General features: G+C 72.8%; 11 protein-coding genes. 4 read left to right on the top strand and 7 right to left on the bottom strand.

Going from position 1 to position 15,646, the window contains the following annotated elements; translation table 11 throughout:
- Positions 1-338 precede the first annotated feature (338 nt).
- A complete protein-coding gene (locus AB0E67_RS08045; protein ID WP_362022474.1) occupies positions 339-3,719 on the top strand; it encodes a BTAD domain-containing putative transcriptional regulator in 3,381 nt (1,126 codons plus the stop codon).
- A 73-nt stretch (positions 3,720-3,792) separates the two neighbouring features.
- Here the strand turns inward: AB0E67_RS08045 and AB0E67_RS08040 are convergent, their stop codons facing one another.
- The 3 genes from AB0E67_RS08040 to panB all read right to left on the bottom strand — a co-directional run bounded on the left by AB0E67_RS08040 (position 3,793) and on the right by panB (position 6,757).
- Positions 3,793-4,656, bottom strand: a complete 864-nt coding sequence (locus AB0E67_RS08040) for an ABC transporter permease (protein WP_362022471.1) — start codon at positions 4,654-4,656, stop codon at positions 3,793-3,795.
- On the bottom strand, positions 4,653-5,675 hold the full coding sequence (locus tag AB0E67_RS08035) for an ATP-binding cassette domain-containing protein (protein WP_362023566.1): 1,023 nt from the start codon (positions 5,673-5,675) through the stop codon (positions 4,653-4,655). Before AB0E67_RS08035 ends, AB0E67_RS08040 begins: the two co-directional genes overlap by 4 nt.
- Positions 5,676-5,869: 194 nt before the next feature.
- Positions 5,870-6,757 carry a 3-methyl-2-oxobutanoate hydroxymethyltransferase gene (gene panB, locus AB0E67_RS08030; RefSeq protein ID WP_362022469.1) on the bottom strand — a complete coding sequence of 296 codons (888 nt, stop codon included), beginning with the start codon at positions 6,755-6,757 and terminating at the stop codon, positions 5,870-5,872.
- Positions 6,758-6,969: 212 nt separating this feature from the next.
- On the opposite strand from panB, the gene AB0E67_RS08025 reads away from it, so the two are divergent.
- The 3 genes from AB0E67_RS08025 (at position 6,970) to AB0E67_RS08015 (ending at position 10,713) form a co-directional block, all read left to right on the top strand.
- A complete protein-coding gene (locus AB0E67_RS08025) occupies positions 6,970-8,604 on the top strand; it encodes an MFS transporter (RefSeq protein WP_362022466.1) in 1,635 nt (544 codons plus the stop codon).
- Positions 8,605-8,765: 161 nt separating this feature from the next.
- Positions 8,766-9,407, top strand: coding sequence for a TetR/AcrR family transcriptional regulator (locus AB0E67_RS08020; RefSeq protein ID WP_362022464.1), 642 nt, complete (start codon positions 8,766-8,768; stop codon positions 9,405-9,407).
- 283 nt (positions 9,408-9,690) lie between these two features.
- On the top strand, positions 9,691-10,713 hold the full coding sequence (locus tag AB0E67_RS08015) for an endonuclease/exonuclease/phosphatase family protein (protein ID WP_362022461.1): 1,023 nt from the start codon (positions 9,691-9,693) through the stop codon (positions 10,711-10,713).
- Between the two features lie 229 nt (positions 10,714-10,942).
- Here the strand turns inward: AB0E67_RS08015 and AB0E67_RS08010 are convergent, their stop codons facing one another.
- The 4 genes from AB0E67_RS08010 to AB0E67_RS07995 all read right to left on the bottom strand — a co-directional run bounded on the left by AB0E67_RS08010 (position 10,943) and on the right by AB0E67_RS07995 (position 15,513).
- Positions 10,943-12,703, bottom strand: a complete 1,761-nt coding sequence (locus AB0E67_RS08010; RefSeq protein ID WP_362022458.1) for an NAD+ synthase — start codon at positions 12,701-12,703, stop codon at positions 10,943-10,945.
- Positions 12,704-12,805: 102 nt separating this feature from the next.
- A complete protein-coding gene (locus AB0E67_RS08005; protein WP_362022455.1) occupies positions 12,806-14,581 on the bottom strand; it encodes a multicopper oxidase family protein in 1,776 nt (591 codons plus the stop codon).
- A 63-nt stretch (positions 14,582-14,644) separates the two neighbouring features.
- Entirely contained in the window at positions 14,645-14,830 is a 186-nt protein-coding gene (locus AB0E67_RS08000) for a hypothetical protein (protein ID WP_362022452.1), read from the bottom strand.
- Positions 14,831-15,087: 257 nt separating this feature from the next.
- Complete coding sequence (locus tag AB0E67_RS07995; protein WP_362022449.1) at positions 15,088-15,513, bottom strand: CBS domain-containing protein; 426 nt, start codon at positions 15,511-15,513, stop codon at positions 15,088-15,090.
- Positions 15,514-15,646: the final 133 nt, after the last annotated feature.

The raw sequence follows: 15,646 nt of genomic DNA, 5'->3' as shown, positions 1-15,646 counted from the left end.
CGGATAGACCCGGTGGGAGCCGGGCCAACCTGTGCAGGCCGCGCCGAAGGATGCTTTCGGACACTGAACCCTCCCCGTTGATCGCAGTCAAGGTCTAGACCAAAGGGAATTTCGTCGGCCCCGGCCGGTCGCCGTCCGGGAGCGCGGCCGAGGGCGGGCGGCCCGTGGTGTGCCGCGAACTCGCCGTCGTCCCTCCCTGGTTGAGGAACGGGGTCGAGGCCGCGGGCGGGGAGCGCCTCGCGGCCGCGGGCGCCGGGACGGGCGCCTTCGGCGACGCCGAACCGGGCACGTGTCGCACGTGTGTCCTGCCGCCGCTCCCGGTCGCGGAGAATGGGCGAGTGCGCTACAGCATCCTCGGAACCACCCAGGCACTCCGTGACGACGGCGCCGCCGTCTCCGTCGGCGGCGCGCGGCTGCGTGCCCTGCTCGCCGCCCTCGCCCTGCGTCCGGGCCGCTCCGTCCCCGCCGCGGTGCTCGTCGACGAGGTGTGGGACGGCGACCCGCCGGCCGATGCGGTGGGCGCGCTCCAGGCGCTCGTGGGGCGGCTGCGGCGGGCCCTCGGGCGTGGGGCGGTCACGTCCGGGGAGAGCGGCTACCGGCTGGCCGCCGCCCCGGACGAGGTCGATCTCTACCGCTTCGAGCGGCTCGCGGGGGAGGGGGCGCGGGCCCTGTCGGAGGGGGACCCGGCGAAGGCCCTGGCCGCGCTCGACGACGCCCTCGCCCTGTGGCGCGGCCCGGTCCTGGCCGATCTGCCCGACCGCGGCGCCGTCGCGGCCCGCTGGACGGCCCGGCGGCTGGACGCCCGCCGCACCAGGATCACCGCGGCACTCGCCCTCGGCCGTGCCGAGGAGACCCTGCCCGAACTGGTCGCGCTCTGCGCCGAGCACCCGATCGACGAGCCGCTCCAGGCGCTGCGGCTGCGGGCCCTGCGCGACGCCGGGCGCCCGGCCGAGGCGCTGGCCGCGTACGAAGAGGTGCGCACCGTGCTCGCCGACCGGCTCGGCACCGACCCCGGCCCCGAACTGCGCGCCCTGCACGCCGAGTTGCTGGAGCAGGACGCGACGGGCGGGAAGAACCCGGCCGGGCCGTCACGGCCTCCCGCACCCCGGCCCACCGCCGCCGCACCGGCCGGAGGCACCGGCGCGCCGCGGGAAGCCCTCGCCGCCCCGCGCGGAAACCTGAGAGCCCGGCTCACCAGCTTCGTCGGGCGCGAGAACGACATCGAGGCCCTGCGCGAGGACCTGGCGCGCGCCCGGCTGGTCACCCTCCTCGGCCCCGGCGGCGCCGGGAAGACCCGGCTCTCCCAGGAGGCCGCCGAGTCCTTCGGCGCCGCCTGGCCCGACGGCGTCTGGCTGGCCGAACTCGCCCCCGTCGACGACCCGGAGGCCGTACCGGAGGCCGTGCTGACCGCGCTCGGCGCCCGCGAGACCGTGCTGCGCGGGGCCGGTGCCGAGGAACTGCGGGTCGCCGAGGGCAACGCGGGCGACCCGCTCGTGCGCCTCACCGAACACTGCTCCCGGCGCCGGATGCTCCTGCTCCTGGACAACTGCGAGCATCTCGTCGGGGCCGCCGCCGCCCTCGCCGACCACCTGCTCGCCCGCTGCCCGCAGCTCACCGTGCTGGCCACCAGCCGTGAACCCCTGGGCGTGCCCGGCGAGTTCGTCCGGCCCGTCGATCCGCTGCCCGACGCGATGGCGCTGCGGCTGCTCGCCGAACGGGGCGCCGCGGCCCGGCCCGGCTTCCGGACCGACGCCGACGAGGAGACCGCCAAGGCCGCCGCGGAGATCTGCCGCCGCCTCGACGGGCTGCCGCTCGCCATCGAACTCGCCGCCGCCAGGCTGCGGATGCTCACCCCGCGCCAGATCGCCGACCGGCTCGACGACCGGTTCCGCCTGCTCACCAGCGGAGCCCGTACCGTACTGCCCCGCCAGCAGACGCTGCGCGCCGTCGTCGACTGGTCCTGGGAACTGCTCGACGCGTCCGAACGCGCCGTCCTGCGCCGTCTGTCCGTCTTCGCGGGCGGCTGCACCCTCGCCGCCGCCGAGGCCGTCTGCGCGCAGGATCCCGGTGGCGCGCGCGAGGTCGCCGGACTGCTCGGCTCGCTCGTCGACAAGTCCCTCGTCGTCGCCGCGCCCGCCGAGGACGGCGAGATGCGCTACCGGCTGCTGGAGACCGTGGGCGAGTACGCCGCCGAACGGCTCGACGAGGCGGCGGAACGGGACGCCGTGGAACGGCGCCACCTGGTGTACTTCCGGGAGCTGGCACGCACCACCGACCCGCTGCTGCGCGGCGCCGGGCAGCGGGCCGCCATCGACCGCCTCCAGCGCGACTACGAGAACCTCCGCACCGCCCTGCGCCGGGCCGTCGCCGCCCGCGACGAGCAGGAGGCGCTCTGCATGGTGCTGTCGCTGTGCTGGTACTGGCAGATGCGCGATCTGCGCGCCGAGGGCCTGCAATGGGCCGACGCGGTGGCCGCGCTGGGCCCCGACCCCTTCGCCGGGCCCGCCGAACCCGCGCCCTCCCTCCACGAGCGCTGCACCGACGCCCCGCCGCCCATGTCGCCCGAACTGCTCCAGGAGGCGCGGCGCCAGGTGGCCCTGGTCCAGCTGGTCAGCATGGACCACTCCAAGGACGTGTGGGCCGACGAACAGGGCATGGCCCGGCTGCGGATCATCGCGGCCACCTACCGCGCGGGACAGCCGCAGACCTGCCGCGCCCCCGGATCGCTCTGGTTCTTCGCGGTCATGATGACCGGCGGGGTCGACGACCTGCGCACGCTGCTCGACGAGACCGTCCGGGCCAGCCGGGAGCTCGGCTACGCGTGGGAACTCGCGGGGGCGCTCCAGATGCGGGCCAACATCCTGGCCAACCGCCCCGAATGGGCGGGCGCCGCGCACGCGGACGCCGACGAGAGCCTGGAGATCTTCCGTCGGCTCGGTGACGACTGGGGAGTCGCCGAAGCGTTCTCCTCCCGGGGAGAGGCCAACGAGAAGCACGGCGAGTACGCGCGGGCCGCCGAGGACTTCCAGGCCGCCATCGGCTACGCGGAGAAGCTCGGCGCCCAGTCACAGGTGTCGGTCCTGCGCACCAGATACGCCTCCGCCCTCACCGAACTCGGCCGCGGCGACGAGGGCGAGACGATTCTGCGCCAGGTGCTGACGGAGGGGCGCCACGCCGGTCACGAGGCGATCCCCGCCGCCCGGATCTACCTCGCGCTGTGGCTGGGCCGCACCGGACGCACGGCCGAGGCGCGCGAGCAACTGACCCTGCTGCGCGAGGAGTTCATCTCCGAGACACTGGCCATCTTCGAAGGGTTCCTGCTGGGCACGTTGGCCTGGCTCGACAACCAGGAGGGGCGCTACGCCGAGGCCCTGCCCCGGTCCCTGGAGGCGCTGCGGCGGTCCCACGACCGGCTGTCGCAGATGGTGGCTCCGCAGATGTCCGTCATCCACCTCGTCTCCGTCGCGCGGGCGCTCGCCGGGATCGGCGGCGAACGGCGGGCCGCACTCGCGGCCCGGCTGCTGGGGGCCGGCCGGGCGCTGCTGCCCCTGGGACACGCGCCGACGTCCATGGAACGCGACGACTACGCCCGGGTGGAGGAACTGGCCCTCGCCGTCCTCGGCCGGAACGCCTACGCCACGGCGTACGCCGAGGGCGGCGGCCTCTCCATGGAGGAGGCCACCGCCCTCGCCGAGACGTACGGACCGGAGCGGGACTGAACCGCCGCCCGGCCGTCCGGTGCGCGCACCCGCGTCCGGCACGTACCGGGCGCGCCCTTCGACCCGCACCGGTTCAGCTCTTCCTGCGGAACTTCGAGACCGCCAGGGGGGCCGCCACCGCGCTGATCGCCACCGCCCAGCCGAGCGTGAGCCACGTCGCGTGGGCGACCGGCCCGCCGATCATCAGCCCGCGCGCCGCGTCCGCCAGGTTGGACAGCGGGTTGTAGTCGGTGAACGCCTGGAGCCAGCCGGGCATGGTGGCGGTCGGGGCGAAGATCGAGGAACCGAACTGAAGCGGCATCAGCACCAGGAACCCCATCCCCTGCACCGCCTGGGCGGACTTCAGCGACAGCCCCAGCAGGATGAAGATCCACATGATCGCGGCGCCGAACACCATCGAGAGGCCGACCGCCGCGAGCAGGCCGAGCACCGAGGTCTTCAGCTCCATGCCGAGCAGAAAGCCCATGCCCAGCAGGATCGCCGTGGCCACCATCATCCGGCCCAGCTCGACCACGATCTTCGCGACGAGCACCGACGACCGGGCGATCGGCATCGTCCGGAACCGGTCCATGACCCCCTTGCGGAAATCCTCGTTGACCCCGGTGCCGACCGCGGTGGCGATGTTCATGCCCAGCATCGCCATCATGCCCGGGACCACGTAGTTGATGTACGTCTGCCGGTCGCCGCCCAGACTCGCGCCGATGGACCCGCCGAAGACGTACACGAACAGCAGGATGAAGACGATGGGCATCAGCAGCACATCGAACATCGACTCCGGATCCTTCTTGATCTGGAGCACGTTGCGCCGCATCAGCGCGCCGATGTGCCGCAGGTTGGCGCGCAGCCCGATCCGGCCCTCGCCGGCGAGCGCCCTCGGCGCGGCGGACGGGGCCTGCCCGGTCGTGACGGGCTGCTGGATCGTCGTACTCGTGCTCATGCCGCGACCTCCGCGGGGATCGTGTCGGTGGCGGAAGCGCTCTTCTCGCCGGTGATGGCCAGGAACACCTCGTCCAGGCTGGGCAGTGCGGTGGCGACGTGCGCCAGCGGGTAGCCCCGGGCGCCGAGCAGGCCGATGACGGCGGTCAGCTGCTCGTCGCTGAGGATCGGCACGTACAGCAGTCCCTCGTCCGGGACCGCCTGCGCGCCCGCGACCCCGTCCAGACCGGTCTCCCGCAGCGCCTGCGCCATCGCGGGCAGCTGCGCCGGGTCCGAGGGGCGGATCTGCAGGGTGCGCCCGCCCACCTTCGCCTTGAGCTCGTCGACCCCGCCGTTGGCGATGATCCGTCCCCTGTCGATGACGGTGAGCTCGTTCGCGAGCTGCTCCGCCTCCTCCATGTACTGGGTGGTGAGCAGGACCGTCGCGCCCTCCGCGACCATCCTCTGCACCTCGTCCCAGACCTCGTTGCGGGTCCGGGGGTCGAGCCCCGTCGTCGGCTCGTCCAGGTAGAGGACGGCCGGGCGGCCGATCATCGAAGCGGCCAGATCGAGGCGGCGCCGCATGCCGCCGGAGTAGTCCATCGCGGCGCGCCGGGCCGCGTCGGTGAGCGAGAACCGCTCCAGCAGCTCGTCGGCCCGGGCGCGGGCGGCCTTGCGCGACAGATCGAGCAGCCGCCCGATCATGTAGAGGTTCTCCCAGCCGGACAGCTTCTCGTCGACCGAGGCGTACTGCCCGGTCAGTCCGATGGTGCGGCGCAGCTGCCGGGGCTGCTTCACCACGTCGTAGCCCGCCACGACGGCGTGCCCGGCGTCGGGGACGATCAGGGTGGACAGGCAGCGCACGAGGGTGGTCTTGCCCGCGCCGTTGGGACCGAGCACACCGAGCACGGTGCCCTCGCGGACGTCGAGGTCCACGCCGTCCAGAGCCTTGGTCGAGCCGTAGTGCTTGACCAGCCCCCGGACCTCCACGGCATTGGTGCCGTTCCTCGGGTTCTTGTCGTTTCGCGTCATGCCCACCATGGGAACAGGCGCCACCGACAGTCCGCCGACAACAGACCGACACGGGGCCGACACGGGGCCGACAAGGCGTCGACGACGGACCGTGGGACGGACCGGCGGAAGGCCGACAGCCCGCCGATGGGGGAGGTCGGCGGGCTGTCGGTGGTGCGGGCGGTGGCCTGTGCCGGGCGACGCTGCTTTCGAAACATGCCCTACTAGTGGAAGGTGTGCTCGGCGGCCGGGAAGGCGCCGCCGACGACCTCTTCCGCGTACTCCTTCGCCGCGTCGCCCAGCACCTTGCGCAGATTCGCGTACTGCTTGGTGAAGCGCGGCGTCCTGCCGCCGGTCAGTCCGACCATGTCGGTGTGGACCAGCACCTGGGCGTCCGTGTCCGGACCGGCGCCGATGCCGACGGTCGGGATGTGCAGCGTGCGGGTGATCTCGGCGGCCAGCTCGGCCGGTACGAGCTCCAGGACGACGGCGAACGCGCCCGCGTCCTGCACGGCCTTGGCGTCGCGCAGCAGCTGCTGCGCGGCCTCCTCGCCGCGGCCCTGCACCCGGTAGCCCATCGCGTTCACGGACTGCGGGGTCAGGCCGATGTGGGCCATCACCGGGATGCCGGCGCCGACCAGCAGCCGGATCTGCTCGTGGCTGCGCTCGCCGCCCTCCAGCTTGACCGCGCCGACGCCGGACTCCTTGATCAGCCGGGTGGCGTTGCGCAGGGCCTGGACGGGGCCCTCCTGGTACGCCCCGAAGGGCAGGTCGGCGACGATCAGCGCGCGCCTGGTGCCCCGTACGACGGCGGCGGAGAGGACCGCCATCTCGTCCATCGTGACGGGCACGGTGGTCTCGTATCCGAGGTGGCAGTTGCCCATCGAGTCGCCGACGAGCAGGACCGGGATACCGGCCTCGTCGAAGACGGACGCGGTCATCGCGTCGTACGCGGTGAGCATGGGCCACTTCTCGCCGCGCCCGGTGGCGGCGGCGATGTCGTGGACGGTGATGCGGCGGGTGCTCTTGCCCCCGTACAGCGCCTTGCTGCTGTCGGTGGCGGCTCCCGCGTCGGATGTGGCGGACGTGTTCCGCGCAGCCTGAAGCGACATGTGCCTACGGCTCCTTCGTCATCTCGAGGCGCCCTGACGGCGTCCCCGGACCGGTTCCATGGTGGCATCCCGTGCCCGCCCGCGGGAAGTGGGCTCGCACAAGCGCGTACCGCGGGCCCCGGCGCGGCGCCCCGCCCTCGGCGCAGGACCCCCTCCCCGCGGGCTTACCTATACGAGACGGTCTCGTATCGAATTCGGGTAGGCTCCCGGCCATGTCCATACCGTCGGGCGCTCGCACCGCCCTGCCCCAAGTCCCCGAGGCGGTCCACCGCCGCCGTTGGGCGATCCTCGCCGTTCTGATGTTCAGCCTGCTCATCGTGGTTCTGGACAACTCGATCCTGAACGTCGCGGTCAAGACCATCGCCAGTCCCGCACCCACCGGCATCGGTGCCACCCAGAGCGAGCTGGAGTGGGCCATCAACTCCTACACGCTCGTCTTCGCCGGGCTCCTGTTCACCGCGGGGCTGCTCGGCGACCGGGTCGGCCGCAAGAAGGTGCTGCTCTTCGGCATCCTCGTCTTCGGCGTCGGCTCGGCCCTGGCCGCCCTGTCCGGCTCGCCCGGTGAGCTGATCACCTGGCGTGCCGTCATGGGCTTCGGCGCCGCGTTCGTCATGCCGGCCACGCTCGCCGTCCTGATGAACGTCTTCGAGCGCGACGAGCAGCCCAAGGCCATCGGCATCTGGGCCGGCAGCGTCGGCCTCGGCATCGCGATCGGCCCGATCACCGGCGGGCTGCTGCTCGAACACTTCTGGTGGGGCTCGATCTTCCTCGTCAACGTTCCCGTGGTGGTCGTCGCCCTGATCGCGATGGTGCTGCTGGTGCCCGACTCCAAGGACCCGAAGCCTGGCCGGACCGACCCGCTCGGAGTCCTGCTCTCCGTCGTCGGCCTGGTCCTGCTGGTCTACGGCATCATCCGCGGCGGCGAACTCGGCGACTTCACGGACGCCGCGGTGCTCCTCCCGATCGTCGGCGGCCTGGCCGTCCTGGCCGCGTTCGTGTGGCACGAGCGGCGCAGCAGCCATCCCGCCCTGGACGTCACGTACTTCAGGCAGCCGCCGTTCGCCGCGGCCGTCGCCGCCATCGCGCTGATCTTCTTCGCGCTGATGGGCGTGACCTTCTTCTCCGCGTTCTACATGCAGAGCGTGCGGGGCTGGACCGCGCTCCAGGCCGGTCTGCTGATCCTTCCGCTGGCCGCCGCCCAGATGGTCTTCGCGCCGCGCGCGCGGCTGGTCGTGGACCGGTTCGGCGCCCGCGCGGTGTGCACCGTCGGCCTGCTGATGGTCGCGTGCGGGCTCGCGGCGTTCGCCCTGTTCGACGCCACCACACCGGTCTGGGTGCTGTGCGTGCTGTTCTTCGTCCAGGGCACGGGCATGGCGCACGTGATGACGCCGGTCACGGTCTCCGTCATGCAGACGCTGCCCCGGGAGAGGGCGGGCTCCGGATCTGCCGTCAACAACACGTTCCGGCAGGTCGGCGGAGCGCTCGGGATCGCCGTGCTCGGCTCGGTGCTGTCCACCGTCTACCGCGGCGGCATCGAGGGGCATCTCGACGCGCTCCCGGCCGGTGCCAGGGACGTGGCGGGCGAGTCGATCGAGGCGACGCTCGCCGTCGCGGAGAGAATGGGTCCCGCGGGCGCTCCGCTGGTCACGGCGGCGCACGACGCGTTCCTGGACGCCATGCACATCACCGCCCTCTGCTCGGCAGGCGTCGCCCTGGTGGGCGCGCTCGTGGTCGCGCTGTTCCTGCCGGGCAGGGCGCCCGTCGGCCGGGCGCCCCGAGGGGCCGACGGGGAAGGGGCGTCCGTCCGTACGGGCCGGGGCGCGCCGGTGACGGTCGCGGAGGACTGAGAACGCCTCCGGAGTCCTCCTGGAACGGAGGATTCCGGAGGACCGGGAAACGCCGCCCCGGGGACCGGCCCGGCCCCCGGCCCCCGAGGGCGGCACACCGGGGCGCCGTCGCCGTCGGCGAGAATCGGTGCGGCGGACGGTGCGGCGAGAGGTGGATGCACGTGAGGGCACAGGCACAGGTCCCGGACCGGGACCGCCCGGCCGGGAAGGATCCGGAACCGCGCAGGGGCCGACCGCGCAGCGCGGCGGCCGAGCGGGCGATCCTCGACGCCGTCGTCGGGCTGCTGGAGGCCGGCGAGCCCCTCGCCGCCCTGTCCATCGAGCGGATCGCCAGGACCGCCGGGGTCGGCAAGGCGACCATCTACCGGCGCTGGAGCGGCAAGGAGGAACTCTTCGTCGACGTCCTGCGCCACATCGGGCCCCCGGAACCCGTCGTCTCCGGCACCGCCGGCCTCGACGACCTGCGGCTGCTGCTGGACTCGATGCGCAGGCGCGGCCTCGCCCAGCGTTCCTCCGCCCTGCTCCACAACGTCTTCGCCCAGATGAAGAGCCACCCCAAGCTGTGGTCCGAGTACCGGCGCACGGTCATCGCGCCCCACCACGCCGCCATGCTGGCCGCCGTGCGGCGGGCGGTCGACGCGGGCGAACTCCGCGGGGACCTGGACGTGGAGCTCTTGAACGACCTGTTCCTCGGGCCCATGCTCGTCCGCACCATCCACCACCCCGACGCGCCCCTGCCCGAGGACCTCGCCGACCGCATCATCCGGGTCCTGTGCGAGGGGCTGGCACCGGCCCGCCCCTGACCCGACCGGGCCCATGGGGGTGACGGCGCCCGTGCCCGGGACCCGTGGGAGTGAGGCCGACGGGGGAAGGCCGGGGGAGACCGGTGAGTGAACGCGACCGGGACCCGTGGAGTGTGATCGTTCTGTCACAAGCCCCGGCGGAGCCCGCCCCGTCGGAACTCATCGGCCCCCGCCCTTCGTCCTTGTGGCAGTACCGCCGTCGTGGACGGTCGGGAACACAGCCGCGCATCGCCTAGGGTCGGGAGCGCGGCGACACGTACGGCAAGGCAGTGAGGACAGCGCGATGGTGCAGGCGTACGGAGCGGACACCGGGAACGACCGCGCGGAGACGCGGAGCACCGGGCCCCGTGTCCGGGACCTGCGCGACCGGTGGAGCCGGGCCAGAGGCATCTGGCGGCGCGGTGTCGTCCTGGCCGTCTGCTCGGTCCTCGTGACCCTCGTGATGGTCTTCCACGCGCAGATCCCGAACGCCGTCGGCAACCTGGGCAGCCTCACCGAGACGTTCCTGCCGTGGATCGGCGTGGTCGTCCCGCTGCTGCTGGTCCTGGCCCTGGTGCGCCGCTCGGCGACCGCGCTGATCGCCCTGCTGCTGCCGGTCGCGGTCTGGCTCAACCTGTTCGGCGGTCTGCTCACCGGCAAGTCGGCCGAGGGCGGCGACCTCACCGTGGCCAGCCACAACGTCAACGCCGACAACCCCGACCCCGCGGGCACCGCCCGCAAGGTCGCGGACTCCGGCGCCGACGTCATCGCCCTGGAGGAACTGCCGAACGACGAGGTGGCGAAGTACGAGGCGGCGCTCGCCGACCGCTACCCGTACCACTCGGTGCAGGGCACCGTCGGCCTGTGGAGCAAGCACCCGATGCGCGACGCCCGGCCGGTCGACATCAAGATGGGCTGGCCCCGGGCACTGCGTGCCACGGTGACGACGTCCGGGGGCGACGTCGCCGTCTACGTCGCCCACCTGCCGTCCGTACGCGTCAAGCTGCACGCCGGGTTCACCGCCAACCAGCGCGACAACAGCGCCGACACCCTGGGCGAGGCCATCGCCGACGAACGGCTCGACCGGGTGATCCTGCTCGGCGACCTCAACGGGACGATGAACGACCGCTCGCTCAACGCGGTCACCTCGCAGCTGCGGTCCACCCAGGGCGCGGCGGGCGACGGCTTCGGCTTCAGCTGGCCGGCGTCCTTCCCGATGGCGAGGATCGACCAGATCCTCGTGAAGGGCGTCGAGCCGGTGTCGTCGTGGACGCTCCCGGCGACGGACAGCGACCACCTCCCCATCGCGGCGCGCGTCCAGCTCTGACGCGCACTCGCTCCCGGCCCGCCCGGCCCCGGCGTTCGGATCCGGGGAGCGCGGGCGTGTCCGGGCGGGCGACGGGGAGCGCGAGGCCGCGGCTCACCGGCATCGCGGCACGGCGACGCACCGCGGCTCACCGGAGTACTGCCCGCCTGCCGGGTCCGCGGACGACGGGGCCGCCGCTGCCGGGCCGGTCGTTGCCGGGCCCGCCCACGACGGCCCGCCGTCCCGTCGCTCAGGCCGATTCGCGCCACCGGTTGGTGATCGGCAGACGGCGGTCCTTGCCGAAGCCCTTCGGGGAGATCTTCGTGCCCGGCGGGTACTGCCGCCGCTTGTACTCCGCCGTGTCCACCATCCGCAGGGTCCTCGCCACCAGCGCCTCGTCGAAGCCCGCCGCGACGATGTCGGCCAGCCCCCGGTCCTGGTCGACGTACAGCTCCAGGATCCGGTCCAGCACGTCGTAGTCGGGCAGCGAGTCCGTGTCGACCTGGTCCGGGCGCAGCTCGGCGCTGGGCGGCTTGGTGATGGACGCCTCCGGGATCGGCGGGGTCTGGCCGCGCTCCTCGGCGGCGCGGTTGCGCCACTTCGCGAGCCGGAAGACCGACGTCTTGTAGACGTCCTTGATCGGCCCGTACGCCCCGACCGAGTCGCCGTACAGCGTCGAGTAGCCGACCGCCAGCTCGGACTTGTTGCCGGGCGCGAGGACGATCTGGCCCTCCTGGTTGGAGACCGCCATCAGCATCGTGCCGCGCAGCCGGGACTGGAGGTTCTCCTCGGCGAGGCCGGTGAGCCCCAGCGACTCCATGTAGGCGTCGAACATCGGCTCGATCGGTACGGTGCGGAAGTTCAGCCCGGTGCGGCGGGCCAGTTCGGCCGCGTCGCCCTTGGAGTGGTCCGAGGAGTACTTGGACGGCATCGAGATGCCGTACACGTTCTGCGCGCCCAGCGCGTCGCAGGCGATGGCCGCGACCAGTGCCGAGTCGATGCCGCCGGACAGCCCGATCAGCACACTGCGGAAGCCGTTCTTCGCGGCATACGCCCGCAGGCCCACGACCAGCGCCGAGTACAGCTCCTCGTCGTCGTCGAGCCGTTCGGCGTACCCCCCGGCCAGCTCCGGCTCGTACGCGGGGAGGGGGTCCTCGGAGAGCACCAGGCGGTCGATCCGCAGCCCGTCGTTCACCACGCCCGACGCCGCGTCGGCCCCGGTCGCGGCGGCCGGCAGGTCCAGGTCGAGGACCACGCAGCCCTCGGCGAACTGCGGGGCACGGGCGATCACCTCGCCGTCGCGGTCGACGACGATGGAGTCGCCGTCGAAGACCAGCTCGTCCTGGCCGCCGATCATCGCGAGGTACGCGGTGGTGCAGCCGGCCTCCTGGGCCCGCTTGCGGACCAGTTCCAGCCGGGTGTCGTCCTTGTCCCGCTCGTACGGAGAGGCGTTGATGGACAGCAGCAGCCCCGCGCCCGCCGCCCGCGCGGCCGGCACCCGGCCGCCGTCCTGCCAGAGGTCCTCGCAGATCGCCAGCGCCACGTCCACGCCGTGCACCCGTACCACCGGCATCGAGTCGCCCGGCACGAAGTAGCGGAACTCGTCGAAGACGCCGTAGTTCGGGAGGTGGTGCTTGGCGAAGGTCAGCGCGACCTGCCCGCGGTGCAGCACGGCGGCGGCGTTCTGCGGGGCGCCCGCAGGCTGGCCGTAGCGCGGCTGGGCCGTCTCGGAACGGTCGAGGTAGCCGACGACGACCGGCAGCTCCCCGAGCCCCTCCGCGTCGAGCCGGGCGGCGAGCGTGCGCAGCGCCCGGCGCGACGCCTCGACGAAGGACGACCGCAGGGCCAGGTCCTCGACGGGGTAGCCGGTCAGCATCATCTCGGGGAACGCCACCAGATGGGCGCCCTGTTCGGCGGAGTGCCGGGTCCAGTGGACGACCGACTCGGCGTTGCCGGAGAGATCACCGACGGTCGAGTCGATCTGATTCAGTGCGAGACGTAGTTGAGGCACGCGCACCAGTGTAATCGTCTGACTGACGCGATGTCCCTGCGGGGAGCGCGGGCGCCGCCGGGCACCCTGCCGGGGCGAGGGGCGCGACGGGGTCCGTGGGGATCAGCGGAGGTAGCCGAGGACCGACATCATGCCCACGTCCGAGTGGTAGATGTTGTGGCAGTGGAGCATCCACAGGCCGGGATTGTCCGCCTCGAACTCCATCGAAACGGAACTGTTCGGCCGGACGATCACGGTGTCCTTGCGCGCCCACTGCCACTCGCGCCGGTGCGACGCGCGGTGCGTCGGCCCCGCCGCCCCCACCAGCCCGAACGAGTGCCCGTGCAGATGGACGGGGTGCCACATCGAGGTGATGTTGAAGAACTCCAGCCGCACACGCTCGCCCGCCGCGACCGGGCGGCGCCGGTCCGGCGAGTACGGCTCGTGGTCGAAGCCCCAGTCGTACGCCTTCATCGTGCCGGTCAGCTTGTAGCGGATGGTCCGGTCGGGCTTCCGGGCGGACAGGGCCACGGACGGGTGCGGCGACAGCTGCGTGGCCTCGACCAGCTTCCCGTTCAGCTCCTTGGGCCGCACATGGGCGGCGGGCGGCGTGCCCATCCCGGTGCGCAGCAGCGCCAGGGCCGTCGCCCGCTTGCCCTCGGCGAGCGCGGTCAGCGGGAACACCCCGTCCTTGGCGGTGACGATCACGTCGTACCGCTCTCCCATGCCCAGCACCAGGGCGTCCGTCGTGGTGTGCTGGACCGGGTAGCCGTCGGTGTGGGTGATCGTCATCCGGTGGCCGCCGAGCGCGACCCGGAAGGCGGTGTCGCCGCCCGCGTTGATGATGCGCAGCCGGATGCGTTCGCCGGGCTTGGCGAGGAACGTGGTGGGGGCCTTGGGGATGCGGCCGTTGATCAGGTAGTACGGGTAGTCGACGTTGCCGCCGTGGCTGTCGAGCAGTTCGCTGAAGCCGTGCCGCATGATCCGCGAGGGTCCGGAGCGCCGCCCGGGGGACTTGGGGGAGCCGGGCGAACCGGAGGGGCCGCCGCGACGGGCGTCGTCCGCGTCGTTCTTGCCGTCCGTCTCGTCCGCCCTGCCCTCCTCGTCCGTCTCGTCCGCCCCGTGGGCGTGGTTCATGGAGCCGTGGCGCTTCCCGCTGTGGTCCATGCCGCCCCGGCCGCCGCTCAGCTCGTCGAGCACCGCGTCCGGGGTGGAGCCGCCCACCCCGTCGACCCAGTCGTCGAGGACGACCACCCATTCCTTGTCGTACTTCAGCGTCTCCTTCGGGTCCTCCACGATCAGGGGGGCGTACAGCCCCCGGTCCTGCTGGACGCCCGTGTGCGGGTGGAACCAGTACGTCCCCGGGTGCGGCACCTTGAAGCGGTAGGAGAACTCCTCGCCCGGCTTGATCGGCCGCTGCGTGAGGTCGGGGACGCCGTCCATGTCGTTGCGCACGTTGAGGCCGTGCCAGTGCAGCGTGGTGGCCTCCGGGAGGTGGTTGGCGAGCGTGAGCGCCACGTTGTCGCCCACCGTGAACCGCAGCTCCCGGCCGGGAAGCCGGGCCTCGTAGGCCCACGAGCCGACGACGAGGCCGCCGCCCAGGTCCAGGCGGGACGGGGTGGCGGTGAGGTGGAACTTCCGGTGGGGACCGGAGCGTCGTTCGGCCTCGGCTTCGGCGACCTCCTTCCCGTCGGGGGAGACGTACTCGTCCCAGGACTTCCCGTGGTGGGGGATTCCGTGGTTCGCGCTGCCGTGCTCCGGGCCGCCGGCGCTCGCGCCACCGCTCTGCGGGGCGCGGCGGTCCGGGTCGGATTCGCCGGAGCAGGAGGCCAGGAACGCCGTACCGGCGGTGGCGGCGGCCGCGCCGAGCACGGCGCGTCGGGTGGGTGGAGTGCGCATGACGGAGAGCACCTCGAGGTGTTGTCGGTACGGCGGGCTGCTGAGAAGGGGGAGGCGCCCCTTCTATATGCACAGCACCGACGCGCACGGCACCGACGACGGCGCGCGGAGGGCCGGACCGGGCCGGGGGACCGGCCACGGCATCGACGGCATCCGCGCCGCGACACCCGCGAGGAGGTGGGCGATCCCGGTGAGCAGCGCCACGAACAGGGACAACTGTCCGTATGTCGCACATCTACTCAGGGTCATGTCCGGCACCTTACCCCGGTTGGGTACCCCTCGCGCGGGGAGACGCCCGGACGCGTGGGGGCCGGACGGGGGTGCGAGGAAGCCCGGCAGGGCTGTGAGGAAACGTATCGGCGCGGGTGCGCGGCCCCTGCCGGGGCGAGGCGTACGGCCGCCCGCCCGCTCGGCGGGGGCGGGCACGCAGCGGCCCGGCGACCCCCGTGGGGCGGGGTGCCGGGCCGCCGGGCGCGAGTCCGGGACGCGTGTGGTGCGTGGACCCGTCAACCGCGGGCGTAGACCTTCTCCATCCAGCAGGCGAGCTGTTCGTCGGAGAGGTGCCGCGCCAGGTCGGCCTCGCTGATCATGCCGATCAGTTTCTTGTTCTCGACGACCGGAAGCCGACGGATCTGGTGGGTCTGCATCTCCTCCAGGACCATGTCCACGCTCGCGTCGGAATCGATCCAGCGCGGTGTGCCGTGGGCGAGGTCGCCCGCGGTCACCTTCGACGGATCGCGTCCCTCCGCCACGCAGCCGAGCACGATGTCGCGGTCCGTGAGGATGCCGATCATCCGGTCCTGTTCGCCGCTGGCCGAGATGGGCAGCGCGCCCACGTGATGCTCGCGCATCAGCTGCGCGGCCCGGTCCAGCGTCTCGTGCGCGGGGATCCAGGTGGCCCCGGTGTGCATGATGTCCTTCGCAGTGGTCATGAGGGATTCCTCCTGCGTGCCGACGGGCATGCCGTTCACTCCCGAGAACATCCATCGTCGTACGTCCGTTCGGGACGTGCGACCGCTATCGCCCGTTCGGGTGTATTCGGGATCCGGAGGGAACCGCCAGGTC

It is taken from the genome of Streptomyces sp. NPDC032161 (genome assembly GCF_040636995.1).
GTDB lineage: Bacteria > Actinomycetota > Actinomycetes > Streptomycetales > Streptomycetaceae > Streptomyces.
The sequence above is the reverse complement of the archived record's forward strand: the minus strand, read 5'-3'. Positions and strand labels throughout refer to the sequence as shown.